We start from the raw sequence: 18835 nt of genomic DNA, 5'->3' as shown, positions 1-18835 counted from the left end.
ACTATCGGCCACGGCTCTGCCGCGGCGGGTGAGGACCGGAAGACGCGCCGCCCTGGACGGTGCCCGCCGGGTCCGCCGCGCCGGCCCGGGGCAGCCCGTCCGGTGGGCCGGCACCGGCGGCCACCACCGGGATCTCCTGGGTGGGCACCGGATCGGGCGCCGGGGCGAGCCGGTAGCCGTCGCGTCCGGCGGCCTTCGCCGCGTACAACGCGTCGTCGGCGGCGTCGAGCACCTGCTGGCCGTCGGCGGCGTGGTCCGGGTAGACGGCGATGCCGATGGAGACGGTCACCGGCACCCGCACCGGCTCGTCGCCGTTCCCCTCGACCGCCACCGGCTGGTCGCGTACCACCGCGCCGAGCCGCTCGGCGACGATCGTGGCGCCCCGGGCGTCGGTCTCCGGCAGCAGCACCACGAACTCCTCGCCGCCCTGCCGGAACGCCAGGTCCACCTCGCGGATCACGCCGCGTACCCGGCGCGCGAACTCGACCAGGACGGCGTCCCCGGCGGCGTGCCCCCAGGTGTCGTTGACGTTCTTGAACCGGTCCAGGTCGAGCGCGAGCACGCTGAGCATGCGGCCGAACCGGTTCGCCCGCTCCACCTCGCGGCGGATCGACTCCCGCAGGTAGCGGTAGTTCCACAGCCCGGTGAGCGGGTCGGTGAGGGAGAGCCGCTGCGCCTCCTCGTGCACCCGGACGTTCTCCACGGCGACCGCGGCGTGCCCGGCGAACGTCCGCAGCGTCACCACGTCGTCGTCGTGGAACTCGTGCCCGCCGAGCCGGTCGTAGAGCACGAGCACGCCGAGGGCCGCGCAGGCCGAGCCGGGCGGTTCGCCGTCGGCGGGCGGGTGGCCGGGCCGGTCCGGGCCGCGCGGCTCGGCGGCGCCGGGGGTGGCGAACGGCACCGCCACGTACGTCTCGCAGGACGGCTCCCCGGTCTCCGTGTCCGGCGACGCCCACCGTCCGCGCAGCGGTTCGCCGGTGGCGGCCACCGCGCCGAGCACCCCGGCGCCGACCGGCACCCGCAGCGTCGCCGGGTCGGCCGGGTCGCCCGTGGGCCAGCGCCCGGTCAGTCCCTCCACGCACCGGCCGACGAGGACGCCGTCGCCGTCGACCAGCAGCACCGCGCCGGCCCGGGCGCCGGTGGCGGCGATCGCGCTGTCCAGGATCACCCGCAGGATGCGTTGCAGGTCGTGCGTGCTGGCGAGCGTGTCGCCGAGCACCGCGAGGTGGTTGCGGATCTGGTCGCGGCTGCTGGTCAGCGCCGTCACGTAGGTGCCGGTCTCCCGGGTCATCCGGTTGAACGCGCTGGCCAGCCGCCCGATCTCGTCGCGGCTGCGCACCGGCACCCGGGCGCTCAGGTCACCGCGCGCCACCCGGTCCACCGCGCCGGCCAGCTCACCGAGCGGCCGGGTGGTCACCCGGGCCAGCCGCCAGGCCGCGAGCACTGCCAGCAGGGCGGCGAGCGCGACCGCGGCGATCAGCGCCCCGTACAGGCCGGGCGCACGTTCCCCCGGTACCGACAGCACCAGCGGCAGCGGCTGACCGGGAGACGGACCGACCCGCCGCACGTACCGGCCGTCGCCGGTGCCGGTCACCCGGTTCCCGTCCGCCTTGCCGGCGGCGGCCAGCACCGCTGCGCGCACCCCCTGGGCCTCGGTCGTGTGGGTGATGCCGCCGGGGTCGTCGAGGAGGGTGACACCGACGCCGGTCACGGCGGCGAGCCGCGCCACGAAGGCCCGGTCGACGGGCTGTGCGGCGGCGACCGCGCCCAGGTCGGTGCCGGCCGGGTCGCGGAGCCCGACCTGGGCGGAGAGCGCCCCGACTCCGGTGGCGGGCGCGCCGGCGCAGTCCTGCCAGCGCCCGGCCGGCCCGCCGGCCGTGGCGTAGGTGGTGCGGCCGGCGGCGTCGGCCATCCGCACGGCGGCGGCCAGGCCCCGGGCGACCACCTGGTCGGCCGCGCGCGAGCGGGCGGCCGGGTCGCCGACCAGCGCGACCGCGTCGGCCGCCGCGCGTAGTTGCTGGCAGAGCGCGTCGATCGAGGTACGGACGCCGGCCGCGGCCAGACCCAGCCGCTCGGTGGCGCGGCTGTGGTCGACGGCGCTGAGCGTGACCCCGACGAAGAACGCGCCGAGCAGGACGGGGCCGAGGACCACCGCGAGGAAAGCCGCCGTCAACCGCCCGCGTAGCGTCAATCTTCCCCCCGGAAGTTCCGCTCCCTTGGTGCGATGCTGACACAGAGCGACCATTAGGCAAGCGTTGCGTCAGGAGTGTTGCGTGCCGGAATTTTCGGATGAAGCGCACGATGCGAAGCGGGAGATGCGCATCGCGCTACTCGCCGCGCGCCGGTCGCTGTCCGCGGCCGACCGCGCGGTGGCTGCGGCCGCCGTCCAGGCCGAGCTGGTGACGTTGGTACGACGGCTGCGGCCGGCCAGGATGAGCGCGTACGTGCCGGTCGCCTCGGAGCCCGGCGGGGACGACCTGCCGGACGTGCTGCGCGCCGCGCTGCCGCCCGACGCCGAGTTGCTGCTGCCGGTGCTGCGCGAGGACCTGGACCTGGACTGGGCCCCGTACACCGGCCCGGAGTCGTTGCGCGCCGCCGGCCGGGGCCTGCGCGAGCCGACCGCACCGCCCCGGGGGCGTGCCGCGGTGGCCGGAGCCGCCCTGGTCGTGGTGCCGGCGGTCGCGGTGGACCGCCGCGGCATCCGGCTGGGCCGGGGCGGCGGCTCGTACGACCGCGCGCTGGCCCGGGTGCCCGCCACCGTGCCGACCGTGGCGCTGCTGCACGACGGCGAGCTGGTCGAGGCGGTGCCCGCCCTGCCGCACGACCGCCCGGTGCACTGTGTGATCACTCCGGCGGACGGACTGGTGGCGGTCCCGGGTGTGGGCCCGGGCGCTTCCGCTGGACGAACCCGGGGGTCATGACGCACCATTGGCACTCGAAGACCAGGAGTGCCAACCGGCCGTGCCGAAGATCCGGAGGAGAACGTGCCCACGTACCAGTACGCCTGCACCGCGTGCGGCCACCAGCTCGAGGCGGTGCAGTCCTTCTCGGACGACCCGCTGACCGAGTGCCCGGCGTGTGAGGGGCGGCTGCGAAAGCTCTTCAACTCGGTGGGCATCGTGTTCAAGGGCTCCGGCTTCTACCGCACGGACTCCCGTTCGTCCGGCTCCGACAACGGCACCGCGGCCACGAGCAAGCCGGCCAAGTCCGAGTCGTCCTCGTCCTCGTCGTCGTCGGACTCCTCGTCCTCGTCGTCCTCCTCGTCCGGGTCGTCCTCCTCGTCCGGTTCCGGGTCGGGGTCGACTGCGAGCAAGGCGCCGGCGGCGTCCAGCTCGTCCTGAATCAGCCTCTCGCGCTTCTCACGCGACACGTGGCCGTCCCCGCTCGGGGGCGGCCACGTTCCGTTCGCGGCGGATGCTCGCCGGCTCGGCGAGGTCGCTGCACCAGCCGGCGGCGGATGCTCGCCAGCTCGGGGAGGTTGCTGCATCCGCCGGTTCGGAAGCAGCAAGCTCCCCGAGCTGGCGGTCCCGGCCGCACCGGACCTCCGCGCTGGTGACGGCGGGCCTTCCGGGGAACGGTTTTCCACAGGCCGGCGGGTTATCCACAGGGGCGGGCGATGGGGCGGCGCGCGTCGGGGGGCCGGTCCTAGCCTGCGGGTCGGACGGTTGGCCGGCGGCGGGAGGCAGCGGTGACGGATGGCGAGACGACGTTACGGCCGGTCCGCTGGCGCGGGCTGCCTCGGCGCCGGACGCTGCTGCGGGTGACGCTCGTCGCGGTTCTGCTGGGGCTGGCCGCGGCGGTGCTCCAGACGCCGCCGTCCTGCCCACCACCTCGCGCGTTGCCGTCCGCCCCGGCGACCGCGTCACCGTCCGGCGGCATCCGCGCCCTGCCGGCCGGTGCGGTGGGCGTACCGATCCGGCTGGCCGAGCCGGCCGCCCTCGCGGTGCTGCGCCCGGGTGCCCGGGTCGACCTGCTCGTCGTGCCGGCCGGCGGTTCGCCCGACCCGACGCTGCTGGCTCCGCGCGCGTTGGTGCTCGACGTGGTCGGCGCCGCCGGAGCGGTCGACGGCTCCTCGGCGCTCTACCTGGCGCTGCCGCCGGAGCAGGCCCGGCGGGCGGTCGGGTTGCCGGAGGGCAGTCGCTTCGCCGTGGTGGTACGCGGCTGACGTGAGCACAGCGGGAGGCCTCGGCGCGGCGCCATCGGCCCTCGACGGTCCGCTCGGCGCGATCGGGCCACTGCGGGGCGATCGGGCCGCTGCGGGGCGATCAGCCCCAGTGCGGAGGGCGCTCGGCGAGCAGCCAGTCGTCGTTGCCGCCGGGGCGCTCGCCCCAGCCGCGGTCGGTGTCGTCGCTGGTCTGTTCGGGCAGCACCACGAAGTCGTCGCTGAGGTCGACCACGCGGTCGTCGTCGTCGCGCGGTGCCCGGATGGCGGGGTCGGTCACGAGCAGCAACGATACCGCCGGACGGGCCGCCGGCTCGATCCCCGGGACCGGGCGGATCGACCCGAGCCCGGCCGTACCGGCCCGGAAGCCGCCGGACCGCCACCCACCGGGCGCGAATGGCCGAGCGGCGGTGATCGACGCGTCGGGCGGCCGACCGGCCGGGGCGTTGGTAGCGTCGGACGGCGTGACGACGCCGAGCGGTGGCAGCCCCGACGACGAGACCTGGCGACGCCCGGAGCAACCGGCCACAGCCGGGGAGAACGCCCCCGGGGCGGTCCCCCGGGGCGGCGCGGACAGCGCGGACGTCCACCCGGCCGGTCCCGGACCTCGGCCGGGTGACGCCCGTGACCCCCGTGACGCTCGTGACGCTCGTGACGCCCGCGACGGCGATGACGCCGGTGAAGGCGATGACGCCGGTGAAGGCGATGACGCCGGTGAAGGCGATGACGCCGGTGACGCAGGCGGAGCACCTGAGTCGGACCGCACCGCCGACTCGGCCGGGGCCGCCGGGCAGCCCGAGCCGGCCTCCCTCCCGGCGGAGCCGACCGCCCTCACAGCAGAGCCGACCGCCCTCCCGGTGGAGCCGGCCTCCCTCCCGGTGGAGCGGGCCGTCACCGAGGGCGTCGAGACGACCGGAGCAGCCGCCGACAACCCCGAGGCGGCCGGGAGCGCCAGCCCGTGGTCGCGCGAGGCGGCCACCGAGAGCCCGTGGGCCCGGCCGGAGGCGGCAGGCGGCTGGACGGTGGCCGGCGGCGCGTGGCCGGGCACGCCCGGTGCCGGCCCGCCCGGTGGTGGCCCGCAGTTCGGGGGCGGCGCGCCCGCTGGTGGCCCGCCGCCCCCGGGATACGCGGGACCGCCGCCGAGCACGCCTCCGCCGCCCGGCTGGCGGCCACCGGTACACGTGCAGCCGTCACCGCCCCGCCGGCTCCCGCCGCAGGACATGGCCGCGATGGACCAGGCGGAGCAGCGCGCGCAGCGCCTCACCTACGGCATCGGGGCGGTCGTCGCCGTGGTGCTGGTGCTGCTCACCTGCCTGCTCTGCTCGCGGGTGCTGTTCTGAGTCAGACGACGCCGTCCCAGACCATCTTGGCGCCGCTGTCACCGGTCCAGTACACGTACACGAGCGCGAAGACCGCGAGCACCGCCACCACGACGGTGAGCACGATCGGGAGCCAGCGGGGCAGGTTCCGGCCCGCTACGAGGCGGCTCGTCGACAGCACGAGCAGCAGCGCGGCGACGCCGAGCCCGAGCGCGAACCAGAACAGCGTGTCGCCGTACTCGGCGTGCTCGCTGATCTGCTGGAGCCGGTCCGGCGGGTAGCCCTTCGCGCGCAGGGCCTCCTCCAGCTCCTCGCCGGACTCGGTCGCCACCCAGGCGACGATCGGGGTGACCACGGCGAGCGCCGCAACCGCCCAGCCGAGGCGGGGCCGCCAGCGGGGCAGCACCCCGTACCCGACGGCGAGCAGTGCCAGCAGCGGCACCAGCACCACCGCCGCGTGGATGACGAGCACATGGACGGGCAGACCGTTGATTTCCCTGAACACCGACACCTCCGGCGAGTGGGTGGTTTGGCGCGCTCAGCGTACGGCGTGACGCCGTCTGCCTCGATACACGCGAGCGCGGCGGCGCCGGTTCACCTGTGGCCCCGGCCACGGGTGAACAACGCTCGCTTGTCGGCCCGTCTGCCCCGTGCTGTCATGGATCCATGTCCACAGGTGAGGAGCTGCTCCGGTCGAGGGGCCTACGGGTCACCCGGCCGCGTCTCGCCGTGCTGGACGTGCTCTCCGCCGGCGGTCACCTGGAGGTCGACGAGATCACCCGGCGGGTCCGCCAGCGGATCGACTCGGTCTCCACCCAGGCCGTCTACGACGTGCTCGGTGCCCTGTCCCGGGCCGGGCTGTCCCGCCGGATCGAGCCGGCCGGCAGTCCCGCGCGGTACGAGGCCCGGGTCGGCGACAACCACCACCACGTGGTGTGCCGGGGCTGCGGTGAGATCGCCGACGTGGACTGCGCGGTCGGCAGCGCCCCCTGCCTGGACCCGAACGTGGCGCACGGCTTCGAGCTGGACGAGGCGGAAGTGACCTTCTGGGGCCTCTGCCCGTCCTGCCAGTCCCGCCGCTCCGCCGACGACTGACCGCCGCACCGTCGACCGACCGCCGCACCGGGACGCCCGGCGACGGCGCGTGGCACTCTTGATCGGTGGACACCGAAGACCTCGGCCTCTTCGGTCCGGGATCGGTCACGTGGAAGGTGCACGAGGAACCGATCCTGATCGTCGCCGGCCTGCGCTCGCTCTACCTCCAGGCGCTGCACCCGCGCGCGATGGCCGGCGTCGCGCAGAACAGCAACTACCGCACCGACGCCTGGGGCCGGCTGGTCCGCACGGCGACGTACGTGGCGACGACGATCTACGGCACGACGGCCGAGGCAGAGACGGCCGGGCGACGGCTGCGTACGCGGCACGCCCGGATGCGCGCCACCGACCCGTTCACCGGTGAGGAGTTCCGCGTCGACGATCCGGAGCTGCTGCGCTGGGTGCACGTGACCGAGGTCGAGTCGTTCGTGAGCACCGCCCGGCGGGCCGGTCTGGCGCTCACCGACGACGAGGTGGACGGCTACTACACCGAGCAGCGCCGGTCGGCGGCCCTGGTGGGGCTGGACCCGGACGACGTACCGGGTACCGCCGCCGAGGTGGCTGACTACTACCGGGACGTACGCCCGCAGTTGCGGATGACCCGGGAGGCGGCCGAGACCGCGGTGTTCCTGACCGCGCCGCCGATCCCGTGGAAGGTCAGCCTGCCGGCGCGGGTCGGCCTGAACCTGGGGCCGCCGCGCTGGGCGTACTTCGGGATCGCCGCCACCGCGCTGGGGATGCTGCCGCCGTGGGCGTTGCGGCTCTACGGTGGGCTGGGCCTGCCCACCACCGCCCTGTCGGCGGACCTGAGCGCGCGGGCGCTGCGGCTGGCGCTGGCGGCGGTCCCCCGGCGCTACCGGGAGGGCCCGTTGCAGCAGGCCGCTAAGGAACGCGCCGCCCGTCTGACCGCGGCCTGACGCCGCCGCGCACTCACTCCGGTCCGGCGAACCGCTCGACCGCGGACCAGGGCTCCTTGCCCGGGGTCTGCGCGCCGGTCGGGCACGTACGCCGGTAGTCGCACCAGCCGCACCGCGGCCCCGGCTCGGTGGGGAACGCCGTGTCGGGGTCGGCGCCGTCGGCCACGGCGCGCTCGGCGGCCATGATGTCGCGGGCGGTGTCCTCCGCGCGGGTGAGCTGCCGGTGCAGGGACTCCGGCGTGTGCTCGTGGGCGGCGACGGTGCCGGTGGGCAGGTGGTGCAGCTCGACCCGGCGGCACGGCTTGCGGAACACCCGCTCGGCCGCGTACGCGTAGAGCGCGAGCGCCTGCGAGCCGCGCGCGTCGTCGGCGTCGAGCCCGGTGCGGCCGGTCTTGTAGTCGACGATGACCAGCTCGGGCCGCCCGTCCGGGCCGGGACGCGAGTCGATCCGGTCGGTGCGGCCGTTGAACGCGAGCACAGCGGTCTTGACCGCGACGACCCGTTCCACGCCGACCGGCTCGTCGGCCGGGTCGAGGCCCGCCACGTAGCTCTCCAACCAGGTCAGCGCGCGCCGGAAGGCGTCGCGCTCCTGCTCGTCGTCGCGGTAGCCCTCACGGACCCAGGTGCCCTTGAGCAGCGTGCCGAGCACCTCGGGGCGGCGGCGGTCGGCGGCCAGCGCGTACCAGTTCTTCAGCGCGGTGTGGACGCTCGCGCCGAGCGAGTTGTGCGCCCACGGCGGGCCTTTCGGCGGCGCGGGCCGGTCCACGTAGGCGTAGCGGTAGCGGCGGGGGCAGTCCGCGTACGTGCCGAGTTTGCTCGGGGTGCAGACGAACAGGCGTTCCGGCATGCCCTCGAAGCCGAGCTGCTCGGACTGCTCGGCGCGGGGTCGGGGAGCCCGGGAGCCGGTCGGGCCGGCTGCTGACGGTCGTCGCACCCCTGAGATCCTGCCACCCCGGTACGACAGCGGACGAAGCGCTCAGGCGTTGTTGAGGTACTGGGTCACGAACGCGGCGATCGCGTCGGCGATGAGCTGCACGGCGATGGCGGCCAGCAGCAGGCCGGCGATCCGGGTCAGCACCTCGATGCCGCCGGGGCGCAGCACCTTGACGATCCCGCCGGAGAAGCGCAGCACCACCCAGACCGTCACCATCACCGCGACGATCGCCAGCGCGATGGCGAGGTAGTCGACGGGACCGCCGGCCTGCTGCACGAACAGCATGGTGGCCACGATGGCGCCCGGTCCGGCCAGCAGCGGGGTGCCCAGCGGCACCAGCGCGATGTTGGAGGTGACCTGCTGGCTCGGGTCGTCCGCCTTGCCGGTCAGCAGCTCCAGCGCGACCAGGATCAGCAGCAGACCGCCGGCGGCCTGGAGCGCGGGCAGGTCGACGTGCAGGTACGCCAGGATCGTCTGCCCCGCCACCGCGAAGATCACGATGACCCCGAGCGCCAGCGCCACGGCCTGCCAGGCGGCCCGGTTCCGGTCGCGCGCGGGCAGCGGCCCGGTCAGCGCGAGGAAGATGGGCATCATTCCGGGCGGGTCGACGATCACCAGCAGGGTCACGAAGACCTCGCCGAAGAGCTTGAGATCCACGCGGACACGGTAGCCGTGCCGTCGGATCGCTTCAGCTCGAAGCGACAGGGGTCACCCCGCGGGCCAGCGCGACGATCCGCTCGTACGCCTCGGGCCCGGTGGTGTGCGCGCCGAGCCGGACGGTCTTGTGCGTGCCGTGGAAGTCGGACGAGCCGGTGACCAGCAGTCCCAGGTCGGCGGCGAGCCCGCGGACGTGCGCCCGCTCGGCCGGGTCGTGGTCCTCGTGGTCGGCCTCCAGCCCGGCCAGGCCGGCCGCCGCCAGGTCCGCGATCAGCTGGTCCGGCACGATCCGGCCGCGCCGGCTGGCCTTCGGGTGGGCGAAGACGGGCACGCCACCGGCCGCCCGCACCAGCGCCACCGCCTGGAACACCTCGATGTCGTCCTTCGGCAGCCGGTACCGCTCGCCGAGCCAGTCCGGCCCGAACGCCTCGGTGGTGGTGGCGACCAGACCGGCCCGGATCAGCGCCTGCGCGATGTGCGGGCGGCCGACGGTGCCGCCGCCCGCGCCGGCCAGGATCTCCGTCCAGCTCACCGGGACGCCGTCGGCCTGGAGCAGCCGGACGATGCGCTCGCCGCGTTCCTCGCGGGCCCGGCGGACCCGGGCCAGCTCCGCGGCCAGGTGCGGCTCGGCCGGGTCGAACAGGTAGGCGAGGAGGTGCAGCGGGATCGCCGGCTCGGCGCCGAACCAGCGGCACGAGATCTCCGCGCCGCGGATCAGGGTGAGGCCGGGCGGCAGTGCGGCGACGGCGGGCGCCCAGCCCGCGGTGGTGTCGTGGTCGGTGAGTGCCACCACGTCGAGCCCCGCGTCGGCGGCGGCCCGGACCAGTTCGGCGGGGGTCAGGGTGCCGTCGCTTGCGGTGGAGTGGGTGTGCAGGTCGATGCGGGCGGGGGCGCTCACCCGCCCGACGCTACGCCCCCTCGGGCACCGTGGGGACGTCGGCCACCACCACCGGGTGGTCCTCCGGCGCCAGCCCTTCGACCTTCGAGGCCGTGGGCCGGTCACCGGCCAGCACCCGCTCCGGCTTGACCCGGACCAGCCCGCCGCTCGCGTCCACGTGCAGCGCCACGCCGCCCCGGGTCCAGGCCACGCCGGCGGCCAGCACCGGCCCGGCCGGGTGGGTGACCGGGCTGGCCGGGTCGGCCAGGTCCACCAGGAGGGCGGTGCGCGAGGTGCCGTTCGCGAGCAGCCACCGGCCGTCGGAGGAGACGGCGCCGAGTCCGTCGGTGGCCAGCTTCAGACCGCATCCGGTACGCACCGGGGCGAGGTCCCGGGCCGGGTCGAGCAGGGCGAGGCAGCGCTGCTGATCCCGGCCGGCGGCGACCAGGGCCACCACCCGGCCGTCGGGCCGGGTGCCGTAGACCGCGCGTACGTCCGGGTTCACCGGGCCCGGCTGCCCGCCCAGCGCGCGGTCCCAGACGCTCATCCCGCCGTCGCCGGGCTGCTGGATCAGCACGGAGTCGCCGGCGAAGCCGACCGGCACGGCGCCGTCCGGCGCGGCGGTCCGGACCGGCGCGATGAGCTGGCCGGCGACCACACCGGCGGCGATCACGTCGGTGCCGTCCCGCCAGGCCACCTGGCGGCCGTCCGCGGAGACCGCCACCGCGTCCGCGGCGGCGAGCATGACCTGCGGCGCGGCGCCACCGACCGGCACCCACCAGAGGGTACGGCCGGCGACGGTGGCCGCCGAGGTGAGCAGCCAGCCCTCCTGGTCGTGGATCCGCTGCGCCCGTTCGACGCCGCTCACACCGGGCAGCTGCCGTCGTTCGCCGCCGCTGGTGTCCAGCCGGTCACCGACGAGCAGGTCGAGTTCGGCGCGGACCGGCCCGAAACGGGTGATCGAGGACGGTCCGGAGGGCTCCGGGGACGGGAAGAGGACGGGCGGGTCGCCGAGCACCACAGTGGGCGTGCCGCCGTTGCCGCCCGACGCGCTGAACTGCGCCACCCCGGTGGTGATGAACACGGTGGCGACCCCGGCCAGGGCCAGGCCGGTGAGCGTACGCCGCCGGCCCGTGCGCCGCGCCCGGCGCAGGATCTCCCCGGCCGGGTCGGCGGGCAGCGGGCGGGACGTCGCGACGCGGCGGGTCAGCGTCTCCCGCAGCGCCCGCTCCAGCTCGTCGTCGCTCACGGGGAATGGACGCTCCGGGCTGCCGGTCCGGTTGTCACCGTGCTGCCGGGTGCCGCTCATCGGCTCTTCGCCGGGATCGGGACGGCGGGGCGGACCGGAGCCGCGGGTGGGGCCGGTCGCGGCACCCGGGCGGCGGGCTGCCGCGCGGGGGTACGGGCCGGTTCGGTGCCCCGGGCCGGCGGGACGGACCGGCCGCCCGCGGCGGGCGCGGTCGGTTTCGCCGCGGGCGCGTCGGCCGGCGCGGGCAGGCTCAGGGCCGCTTCGGAGCCGAGCCGCCGGCGCAGCGTGTTCAGCGCCCGGGAGGTCTGGCTCTTGACCGTGCCCGGGGAGATCTCCAGCAGCGCGGCGGTCTGCGCCTCGGACATGTCCTCGTAGAAGCGCAGCACCAGCACCGCCCGCTGCCGGGCCGGCAGCGCCTGGAGGTGCCGCCAGAGCGCGTCCCGGTCGAGTTGCTGCTCGATCTCGTCGACACCGGCGCGCTCCGGCAGCACCTCGGTGGGGCGCTCGCCGTGCCAGCGGCGCCGCCACCAGCTGGTGGACGTGTTGACCATGACGCGGCGGGCGTACGGCTCGATGGCGTCGATCCCGCCGAGCCGCTTCCAGGCGAGGTAGGTCTTGGTCAGCGCGGTCTGGAGCAGGTCCTCGGCGGTGGCCCAGTCACCGGCGAGCAGGTACGCGGTACGCAGCAGCGCGCCGGACCGGGCCGCGACGAATTCGCGGAACTCCTCCTCCAGCGGATCTCTGCTCGCCACGCTCATCTCCCCCCGTCCTGCCTGGCAGAATGCCACGGCCGGGCCGGTCGGGTCGATGGCGGAAGGTGTGCAGTTCATCCGATGTTCGGACGAAAAGTTTCAGGCTCCGTCGTCGGCCTTGGCCTCGTCGGCCTCCTTGCCCAACCGCGCCTCGACCGCCTGCGGCTCGTACATCTCCTCGACCACACGCAGGTAGAGCTCGTTCGGGTTGGGCAGGTTCTTGATCACCCGGAGTGCCTGTTCCTGGCCGGCGGACTCCAGCACGAACGTGCCGTAGTTGAGGGCGCGGCCGGTCGGGCTCTGCTCGTACTTCATGTCGGTGACCCGGGTGAGCGGCATCATCGCGACCTGCCGGGTGATGATCCCGTTGACCACCATCACCCGCTTGTTGGTCAGGATGAACCGGTCGTACCACCAGTCGGCGACCTTCCACGCGACCCAGCCCATCACGGCGAACCAGAGCAGCACGGCGACTGTGGTCAACGCGCCGACGTCCCGCCCGGCGAGGAAGCCGGAGAGGTAGCCGAGCACGAACGTGGCCGCCACGCCGACGATGATCGGGGTGGTGAGGTGGATCCAGTGCCGCTTCCACTCGCCCCGGTAGCGCTCGGTGGGGAAGAGGTAGCGGGCCACGAGCGAGCTGGGCTCGTCCTCCAGCGGCAGCACCCGGCGGGGTGCCATGCCGGTGGCGTCGGACCGCAGCCCGGCCAGTTCGTCCTCGGAGATCGGCTGGTCCGGGAAGCCGTCCGGGTCACGTGCCCAGGCCCGGCTGGACCGCCCCTCACCGGCGTACGCGCTGCCGTAGCCGGCGTCGTCCGCGTCCGCGTACGGGCCGGGGCCGTAACCGGCCGGGTCGTCCGGGTCGATCCGGGGGATCGGCTCGGTGTCGCGCTCCCGGCGTGCCCGGTCGGGGTCGTCCGGGTCGAAGGGTGGACCGGAGGGGCTTCCCATGGGCGGCTAGGCGACGAGGTTGGTGAAGAAGTCGCCGAAGCCCTGCGCGATGTCCATGATGCCGCCGCCGAGAGACTTGAAGACGTCGGCGGCAGAGTTGGGCCGGTACGCAACAAAGAAGATCAAGAATGCGATGCCGGCCCAGGTGAGGACCTTCTTGACCATAGCGGGCCATCCTCTCGCGCGGCGCCGGGTCCGTTTACCGCAGCGGCACCCAGAGTATCAGCATGGTGTCTTACCGTGAATATCTGCGTCCGCTCCCCGACTCGCCGTGGCGAGCCGGTCAGGCCCGCCCGTGCAGGTACGGAGATGGTGCGCCGTACACGAGTTCGGGCGGTGTCCACTCGGTGAGGTCGTGCAGCACGACTTCTTCCGCGAGGAGGTGACCCGCACTCGCCGGCCAGGCTATCGCATGGAGCCACATTCCCCGAGCCTCGCCGGCGTACGCGCTTCGATCCGTTTCGGAGCGGACGAGCCACAGTGGAGTCGGATGGCCGCCCACCCGGATCTTCGCGTGCGGCAGCCGCTCGGGATGACCAGGGCCGGGATCGGTGAGCGCCTCCTCCACCTGTGGGCCGGGGTCGGGTCCGGGCAGTCCCGCGAAGCGGGATCCGAGGCCCACGCCGGGTTCCTCGGCGACGAAGATCAGGTCGGCCGGCCCACCGTCCAGGGGGGCCGGTCCGGCGCAGGCGACCAGCGTCGCCCGTACGCCCGCGCGGTCGTCACCCGCCCACGCCACGCCGGTGAGCGTCCAGCCCGGCGGGAGCGGCCACGGACACCACAGCGGCATCCGGAGCCGGCCGGCCGGGTCGGGGTCCGCGGCCATCCGGTCCACCACACTGGCCATGATCTCGGCGCTGATGTGCTCCGGCACGTGCAGCGGCGCGACCGGGCCGCAACGTACGCACCGGTGCTCGGCATGCATCAGGTCCGGCTCGCGCACCGGGCCCGCACATCTCGGACAACTCACCGCGACAGTCACACTCTCACCGTCGCCCCGGACCGGCGAGGCGTCAAGCGGGGCGGGCGGACGAGCGTGGGATTTCCGTCCGGTGGTGGACCCACGCGCGGGTTCAGTCCGGCGGCGGCCCGGCGTACGACCGGATCCAGGCGTGCATGGCGATGCCGCTGGCCACACCCGCGTTGATGGACCGGGTCGAGCCGTACTGGGCGATGGAGAACAGCGCGTCGCAGGCCGACCGGGCCACCGCCGACAGCCCCGGCCCCTCCTGGCCGAACAGGAGCACGCAGCGGCGCGGCAGCACCGCCGTCTCCATCGGCCGGGAGCCGGGCAGGTTGTCGATCCCGACCACCGGCAGCTGTTCGTCACGCGCCCACGCGACGAACTCCTCGATCGTCGGGTGGTGCCGGACGTGCTGGTAGCGGTCGGTCACCATGGCGCCCCGCCGGTTCCACCGCCGCCGTCCGACGATGTGCACCTCGGCGGCGAGGAAGGCGTTGGCGTTGCGGACCACGGTGCCGATGTTGAAGTCGTGCTGCCAGTTCTCGATCGCCACGTGGAAGTCGTGCCGGCGCCGGTCCAGGTCGGCCACCACGGCCTCGCGCCGCCAGTAGCGGTAGCGGTCCACCACGTTGCGCCGGTCCCCGGCCGCGAGCAGCTCCGGGTCGTAGCGCGGGTCGTCCGGCGGGTCACCGGGCCAGGGCCCCACACCCACGTCGAGCTGGTCGTCGGTCACGGTCTGCAGAGGGTACGGCCCGGCGGCGTCCCCGGTCAGCGCAGGTCGAGCGCGCCGCCCAGCCGGTCGAGGAAACGCGTGTCGGCGGGGCTCGGCGTGGTCTGCCCGGCCCGGCAAACCCGGGCGGCGACCGACTCCACCCACTGCCGGTACGCCGCCGAGTCGGCCGGGTCGGCCCGGCGGTGCAGCACCCGTACCGCGGCCCGGGCGGCGGCCAGCAGGTCGACCAGGTCGGTCAGGCGCTCGTCCCGCTCGGTGGCCCCGTCGTGGCGGGCGTAGATCGCGGCCACCACGGCGCGGACGAGATCGCTGTCGAAGGCCCGGCCGGCGGCCACCGCGTCCAGGCCGGCCAGACCGGCGGCGACGCCGCGCGGCGGGCGCCCGGACCCGGGTGAGGCGGCGGCGACGAGGACGCGGCCCGGCAGGTCGGTCAGCAGGTCCCACTCCGCCGCCGAGTAGGCGGCGGTGGTGAGCGGTGCGGCGCGGCGACCGGCGGAAGGCGGCTCTCCGGCTACGGAGTGGCTCATGGGCACCTCCAGCCCGAGCATATGCCCCCGGGCGAGGTCCGGGCCCCGTCCCCGCCGAACGGAGAACGAGGCCCGGTGGCCGGAGATGTTCAGGTCAGCGCGGCTCGGGGAAGCTGGGGCGCTCCGGGTCGACGCCGTCCGGGACGGCGGCGGCCGCGTACTCCTGCTTGGGGACCATGACCTTGCGGCGGAACACGCAGACGAGCGTGCCGTCCTGGTTGTAGCCCCGGGTCTCGACCGCGACCACCCCGCGGTCGGGCTTCGAGGCCGACTCCCGCTTGTCCAGCACCGTCGTCTCGCCGTAGATGGTGTCGCCGTGGAACGTCGGCGCGACGTGCCGCAGCGACTCGATCTCCAGGTTGGCGATCGCCTTGCCGCTGACGTCCGGTACGGACATGCCCAGCAGCAGCGAGTAGATGTAGTTGCCGACCACCACGTTGCGCTTGAACTGCGAGGCGGACTCGGCGTAGTGCGCGTCCATGTGCAGCGGGTGGTGGTTCATGGTGAGCAGGCAGAAGAGGTGGTCGTCGTACTCGGTGACCGTCTTGCCCGGCCAGTGCCGGTAGACCGCGCCGACCTCGAACTCCTCGTAGTAGCGGCCGAACTGCATCCTTGTCCCCTTCACGGGCGGCGATGGAGTTCGGCACAGCATGCCTTATCGCTTGTTAAGGCGAGGGGCGGGGCGCTCGCCCGGCGGAAATGTCACACCGGGGGTCACCGAGGTCCGGACGCAATGAGCGGCGGGGCCCTCCCCGGCACCCGCCGCCCACGCTCTGATGCGAAGAATTCTGCCGTACGAACACCCGGCACCGACAGAGACGGAGGTCACATTTATCTTTTCGTAACACTACTCAAAGTAACCGACAAGCGGTCGGTAAGCGATCTCTGCAGGCCGGATAGATGCTCGTCAAGCCCAAAGTTACCGATACGTAGCCGCAACTGAGCGTGATCTCCTTGGAAACGCTCCCATCACGTCCCGTCACGCAAGTGCGGCATGCATTTGCGTTCCGCACGACCGGGCCGAACAGATGGTGTTCGATGTGCCCAGGGTCACCGTCCAGGCGCTCAGCGTTTCGTCACCCCCGCGACGGGAATTCGGACGGACTGACCCTGGTTCCACCGGACGTACGACAATCCGCGGTGATCGGAGAGAGCAAATGGCAACGGTTGAGCTGACCACGGCCAACTTTGACGAGGTGACCGGGCGCGACGGGATCGTCCTGCTCGACTTCTGGGCGGACTGGTGCGGCCCGTGCAAGCGCTTCGCCCCGGTCTACGAGCGCTCCTCGGAGAAGCACCCGGACATCGCCTTCGGCAAGGTCGACACCGAGGCGCAGCAGGAGCTGGCGGCGAAGTTCAACATCAGCTCCATCCCGACGATCATGGCGATCCGTGACGGCGTGATCGTCTTCGCCCAGCCGGGCGCGCTGCCGGAGTCCGCGCTGGAGAACCTCATCGAGCAGGTCCAGGCGCTGGACATGGACGACGTGCGCAAGAAGCTGGCCGAGCACAACCACTGACGTTCCACACGCCGCCGGCCGGTGCCCCGCTTCGGGCACCGGCCGGCGGCGTTTCTCGTGCCGGCTCGCTTGCGCTTAGTTCGTACACGTGTTCGAATGAACGCCATGCGCTGGGACAACCTCTCCGCTCCCCCGGACGAGGGGACTCCCGATCGGGCGGCGCCGGCGGCTCCACCCCTGCCGCTGGCGCTGCCCGGCGCCGTCACCCGCACGTTCGACACCCCGGACTTCGCCGGCATGACCTTCTACGAGGTCCAGGCCAAGTCGATCATCAACCGGGTGCCCGGCCAGTCGCGCGTGCCGTTCGAGTGGACGATCAACCCCTACCGGGGCTGCTCGCACGCCTGCGTCTACTGCCTGGGCGGCGACACGCCGATCCTGATGGCCGACGGCCGCACCAAGGCGATCAGCGAGCTGGAGCCCGGCGACCGGATCTACGGCACCCGGCGGCGCGGCGCCTACCGCCACTACGTCGTCACCACAGTGCTCGACAAGTGGTCCACTGTGAAGCGGGCCTACCGGGTCACGCTGGCCGACGGCACCACGCTCGTCGCCAGCGGCGACCACCGGTTCCTGACCGAACGCGGCTGGAAGCACGTCACCGGAACGATGCGCGGCGGCGGGCGCCGTCCCCACCTGACCACCCGCAACCGCCTGCTGGGCACCGGCCGGTTCGCGGTCGCGCCGAAGCGCTCGGCCGACTACCGCCGGGGCTACCTGCACGCCCTGGTCCGCGACGACGGCCCCTCCGGCGACCGACGAGACACCCGGTTCCGGCTGGCCACCGCCGAGTCCGAGGCGCTGGACCGGGCCGAGCGCTACCTGACCGACGCGGGCGTCACCGTCGAGCGGGCCACCGTCGCCCGGGTCGGCCGCCGGGCGACGACCACAGTGGTACGCACAGCCGGCCCGGCCGAGGCCGTCACCGGGCTGTTCGAGCCACCCGCCGAGACGACCGACGACTGGGCGCTGGGCTACCTGGCCGGCACGTTCGACGCCGTCGGCACCTGCCACCGGGGCGTGTTCCGGATCAGCGTCGCCGACGACGAGAGCCGTGCCCGCGCGGCCGGCGCGCTGGAGCGGTTCGGCTTCCGGTGGGCGCTCGACGTGCCGGGCGCCCCGGGTGCGGCGAGTCAGCTCCGGCTGACCGGCGGGCTGCCGGAACGGCTGCGCTTCTTCCACCTGACCGACCCGGCCGTCACCGCCCGGCGCTCGATCGAGGGCATAGCGCTCAAGTGCGCGGCGCGACTCCAGGTGACAGCCGTCGAGAATCTCGGCCTGGAGCTTCCGCTGTGGGACATCACCACCGGCACCGGCGACTTCATCGCCAACGGCGTGGTCAGCCACAACTGCTTCGCCCGCAACACCCACACCTACCTCGACCTGGACGCGGGCGCCGACTTCGACCGCAAGGTGATCGTCAAGGTCAACGCGGGCGAGCTGGTCCGGCGCGAGCTGGCCGCACCGCGCTGGCGCGGCGCGCACGTCGCCACGGGCACCAATGTGGACTGCTACCAGCGGGCCGAGGGCCGCTACCGCCTGATGCCGCCGATCATCGAGGCGCTGCGGGACTTCGCGAACCCGTTCTCCATCCTGACCAAGGGCACGCTGCTGCTGCGCGACCTGCCCCTGTTGCGCCAGGCCGCCGAGGTGACCCGGGTCGGGCTCTCGTACTCGGTGGGGTTCGTCGACGAGGTGCTCTGGCGGGCGGCCGAGCCCGGCACGCCGAGCCCGCGCCGCCGGCTGGACGCGGTCCGTCGCCTCACCGACGCCGGTTTCTCCGTCGGCGTGCTGATGGCACCGATCCTGCCCGGCCTCAGCGACGACGAGGAGTCGATCGACGCCACGGTCGCGGCCGTCGCCGCCTCCGGCGCGGCGAGCGTGACGCCGCTGCCGCTGCACCTGCGGCCCGGCGCCCGGGAGTGGTACGCCCGCTGGCTGGCCCGGGAGTTCCCCCATCTGGTGCCCCGCTACCGGCAGCTCTACCAGGCCGGCTCGTACGCGCCGCAGGCGTACCAGCGGGAGGTGACCGCGCGGGTGCGGATGGCGGCACGCCGGCACGGGCTGCACCGCGGCGAGACCGGCGACAACAGGCGGCTGCCGGAGACCCCGCCGCCCGCCCCGGCCGCCGAACAGCTCTCCCTGCTCTAGCGACCGGGGGAACCCCCGCCGGCGGGG

22 protein-coding genes and 1 pseudogene are annotated in these 18835 nt (G+C 74.2%); 8 read left to right on the top strand and 15 right to left on the bottom strand.

Translation table 11 applies throughout. The features are described 5' to 3' along the window. Nucleotide 1: 1 nt before the first annotated feature. Nucleotides 2–2191 carry a GGDEF domain-containing protein gene (locus ACN27D_RS19485; protein WP_252452293.1) on the bottom strand — a complete coding sequence of 730 codons (2190 nt, stop codon included), beginning with the start codon at nt 2189–2191 and terminating at the stop codon, nt 2–4. Between the two features lie 82 nt (nt 2192–2273). On the opposite strand from ACN27D_RS19485, the gene ACN27D_RS19480 reads away from it, so the two are divergent. Both ACN27D_RS19480 and ACN27D_RS19475 read left to right on the top strand, forming a co-directional pair. Beyond that, complete coding sequence (locus ACN27D_RS19480; protein WP_421499672.1) at nt 2274–2921, top strand: 5-formyltetrahydrofolate cyclo-ligase; 648 nt, start codon at nt 2274–2276, stop codon at nt 2919–2921. 27 nt (nt 2922–2948) lie between these two features. Next, nucleotides 2949–3077 (top strand): annotated as a pseudogene (locus ACN27D_RS19475) (FmdB family zinc ribbon protein); the annotation flags it as partial. Between the two features lie 62 nt (nt 3078–3139). On the opposite strand, the gene ACN27D_RS19470 reads toward ACN27D_RS19475, so the two are convergent. Further along, entirely contained in the window at nt 3140–3370 is a 231-nt protein-coding gene (locus ACN27D_RS19470) for a hypothetical protein (RefSeq protein WP_421501233.1), read from the bottom strand. A 318-nt stretch (nt 3371–3688) separates the two neighbouring features. Between ACN27D_RS19470 and ACN27D_RS19465 the strand changes: the two genes are divergently transcribed. After that, nucleotides 3689–4165 (top strand): flagellar biosynthesis protein FlgA, encoded by a 477-nt coding sequence (locus ACN27D_RS19465; protein WP_421499671.1) that lies wholly within the window; start codon nt 3689–3691, stop codon nt 4163–4165. Nucleotides 4166–4265: 100 nt separating this feature from the next. Here the strand turns inward: ACN27D_RS19465 and ACN27D_RS19460 are convergent, their stop codons facing one another. Continuing rightward, nucleotides 4266–4442 carry a hypothetical protein gene (locus ACN27D_RS19460; protein WP_192580693.1) on the bottom strand — a complete coding sequence of 59 codons (177 nt, stop codon included), beginning with the start codon at nt 4440–4442 and terminating at the stop codon, nt 4266–4268. Nucleotides 4443–5019: 577 nt separating this feature from the next. Between ACN27D_RS19460 and ACN27D_RS19455 the strand changes: the two genes are divergently transcribed. Then, nucleotides 5020–5502: a hypothetical protein gene (locus ACN27D_RS19455; RefSeq protein ID WP_421499670.1), complete on the top strand. Its 483-nt coding sequence runs from the start codon at nt 5020–5022 to the stop codon at nt 5500–5502. A 1-nt stretch (nt 5503) separates the two neighbouring features. Here ACN27D_RS19455 and ACN27D_RS19450 read toward each other — a convergent pair whose 3' ends face one another. Beyond that, nucleotides 5504–5986, bottom strand: coding sequence for a DUF2231 domain-containing protein (locus tag ACN27D_RS19450; protein WP_121683262.1), 483 nt, complete (start codon nt 5984–5986; stop codon nt 5504–5506). A 161-nt stretch (nt 5987–6147) separates the two neighbouring features. On the opposite strand from ACN27D_RS19450, the gene ACN27D_RS19445 reads away from it, so the two are divergent. Together ACN27D_RS19445 and ACN27D_RS19440 are read left to right on the top strand one after the other, a co-directional pair. Then, complete coding sequence (locus ACN27D_RS19445; protein ID WP_120571756.1) at nt 6148–6576, top strand: Fur family transcriptional regulator; 429 nt, start codon at nt 6148–6150, stop codon at nt 6574–6576. Between the two features lie 65 nt (nt 6577–6641). Then, nucleotides 6642–7493: an oxygenase MpaB family protein gene (locus ACN27D_RS19440; RefSeq protein ID WP_421499669.1), complete on the top strand. Its 852-nt coding sequence runs from the start codon at nt 6642–6644 to the stop codon at nt 7491–7493. A 13-nt stretch (nt 7494–7506) separates the two neighbouring features. Here the strand turns inward: ACN27D_RS19440 and ACN27D_RS19435 are convergent, their stop codons facing one another. The 11 genes from ACN27D_RS19435 to ACN27D_RS19385 form a co-directional block, all read right to left on the bottom strand. Beyond that, nucleotides 7507–8340: a RecB family exonuclease gene (locus tag ACN27D_RS19435; RefSeq protein ID WP_421501175.1), complete on the bottom strand. Its 834-nt coding sequence runs from the start codon at nt 8338–8340 to the stop codon at nt 7507–7509. A 129-nt stretch (nt 8341–8469) separates the two neighbouring features. Then, the gene (locus tag ACN27D_RS19430) at nt 8470–9084 is read right to left on the bottom strand and encodes a MarC family protein (protein WP_120571759.1); all 615 of its coding nucleotides are present in this window, start codon (nt 9082–9084) and stop codon (nt 8470–8472) included. Nucleotides 9085–9115: 31 nt separating this feature from the next. Next, nucleotides 9116–9982, bottom strand: a complete 867-nt coding sequence (locus tag ACN27D_RS19425; protein WP_421499668.1) for a PHP domain-containing protein — start codon at nt 9980–9982, stop codon at nt 9116–9118. A 10-nt stretch (nt 9983–9992) separates the two neighbouring features. Continuing rightward, a complete protein-coding gene (locus tag ACN27D_RS19420; RefSeq protein ID WP_357899677.1) occupies nt 9993–11210 on the bottom strand; it encodes a hypothetical protein in 1218 nt (405 codons plus the stop codon). A gap of 56 nt (nt 11211–11266) precedes the next feature. After that, nucleotides 11267–11968, bottom strand: a complete 702-nt coding sequence (locus tag ACN27D_RS19415) for a SigE family RNA polymerase sigma factor (protein WP_358176582.1) — start codon at nt 11966–11968, stop codon at nt 11267–11269. A 93-nt stretch (nt 11969–12061) separates the two neighbouring features. Continuing rightward, on the bottom strand, nt 12062–12913 hold the full coding sequence (locus tag ACN27D_RS19410; protein WP_120571763.1) for a PH domain-containing protein: 852 nt from the start codon (nt 12911–12913) through the stop codon (nt 12062–12064). Nucleotides 12914–12919: 6 nt separating this feature from the next. Continuing rightward, entirely contained in the window at nt 12920–13078 is a 159-nt protein-coding gene (locus ACN27D_RS19405) for a hypothetical protein (protein WP_013283898.1), read from the bottom strand. Nucleotides 13079–13196: 118 nt separating this feature from the next. After that, on the bottom strand, nt 13197–13883 hold the full coding sequence (locus ACN27D_RS19400; RefSeq protein ID WP_350814658.1) for a DUF6758 family protein: 687 nt from the start codon (nt 13881–13883) through the stop codon (nt 13197–13199). A gap of 103 nt (nt 13884–13986) precedes the next feature. Continuing rightward, nucleotides 13987–14610, bottom strand: a complete 624-nt coding sequence (locus ACN27D_RS19395) for a TrmH family RNA methyltransferase (RefSeq protein WP_421499667.1) — start codon at nt 14608–14610, stop codon at nt 13987–13989. A gap of 35 nt (nt 14611–14645) precedes the next feature. After that, nucleotides 14646–15137 (bottom strand): hypothetical protein, encoded by a 492-nt coding sequence (locus tag ACN27D_RS19390; protein ID WP_421499666.1) that lies wholly within the window; start codon nt 15135–15137, stop codon nt 14646–14648. A gap of 94 nt (nt 15138–15231) precedes the next feature. After that, nucleotides 15232–15747 (bottom strand): MaoC family dehydratase, encoded by a 516-nt coding sequence (locus tag ACN27D_RS19385; protein ID WP_120571765.1) that lies wholly within the window; start codon nt 15745–15747, stop codon nt 15232–15234. A 547-nt stretch (nt 15748–16294) separates the two neighbouring features. Here ACN27D_RS19385 and trxA point away from each other — a divergent pair. Further along, entirely contained in the window at nt 16295–16657 is a 363-nt protein-coding gene (trxA, locus tag ACN27D_RS19380; protein WP_013283893.1) for a thioredoxin, read from the top strand. A gap of 96 nt (nt 16658–16753) precedes the next feature. Beyond that, complete coding sequence (locus tag ACN27D_RS19375; protein WP_421499665.1) at nt 16754–18808, top strand: intein-containing Rv2578c family radical SAM protein; 2055 nt, start codon at nt 16754–16756, stop codon at nt 18806–18808. Nucleotides 18809–18835: the final 27 nt, after the last annotated feature.

Origin of the sequence: Micromonospora sp. WMMD1274 (genome assembly GCF_049179035.1) — a bacterium.
In the GTDB taxonomy this organism is placed as follows: Bacteria; Actinomycetota; Actinomycetes; order Mycobacteriales; family Micromonosporaceae; genus Micromonospora; species Micromonospora tulbaghiae.
The sequence above is the reverse complement of the archived record's forward strand: the minus strand, read 5'-3'. Positions and strand labels throughout refer to the sequence as shown.

Bases quoted from the DNA above. Each gene is read 5' to 3' on its own strand.
- ACN27D_RS19375 (WP_421499665.1), top strand. From the start codon at position 16,754: ATGAACGCCATGCGCTGGGACAACCTCTCCGCTCCCCCGGACGAGGGG.
- ACN27D_RS19445 (WP_120571756.1), top strand. From the start codon at position 6,148: ATGTCCACAGGTGAGGAGCTGCTCCGGTCGAGGGGCCTACGGGTCACC.
- trxA (WP_013283893.1), top strand. From the start codon at position 16,295: ATGGCAACGGTTGAGCTGACCACGGCCAACTTTGACGAGGTGACCGGG.
- ACN27D_RS19405 (WP_013283898.1), bottom strand. From the start codon at position 13,078: ATGGTCAAGAAGGTCCTCACCTGGGCCGGCATCGCATTCTTGATCTTC.
- ACN27D_RS19390 (WP_421499666.1), bottom strand. From the start codon at position 15,137: ATGAGCCACTCCGTAGCCGGAGAGCCGCCTTCCGCCGGTCGCCGCGCC.
- ACN27D_RS19410 (WP_120571763.1), bottom strand. From the start codon at position 12,913: ATGGGAAGCCCCTCCGGTCCACCCTTCGACCCGGACGACCCCGACCGG.
- ACN27D_RS19385 (WP_120571765.1), bottom strand. From the start codon at position 15,747: ATGCAGTTCGGCCGCTACTACGAGGAGTTCGAGGTCGGCGCGGTCTAC.
- ACN27D_RS19435 (WP_421501175.1), bottom strand. From the start codon at position 8,340: ATGCCGGAACGCCTGTTCGTCTGCACCCCGAGCAAACTCGGCACGTAC.
- ACN27D_RS19415 (WP_358176582.1), bottom strand. From the start codon at position 11,968: ATGAGCGTGGCGAGCAGAGATCCGCTGGAGGAGGAGTTCCGCGAATTC.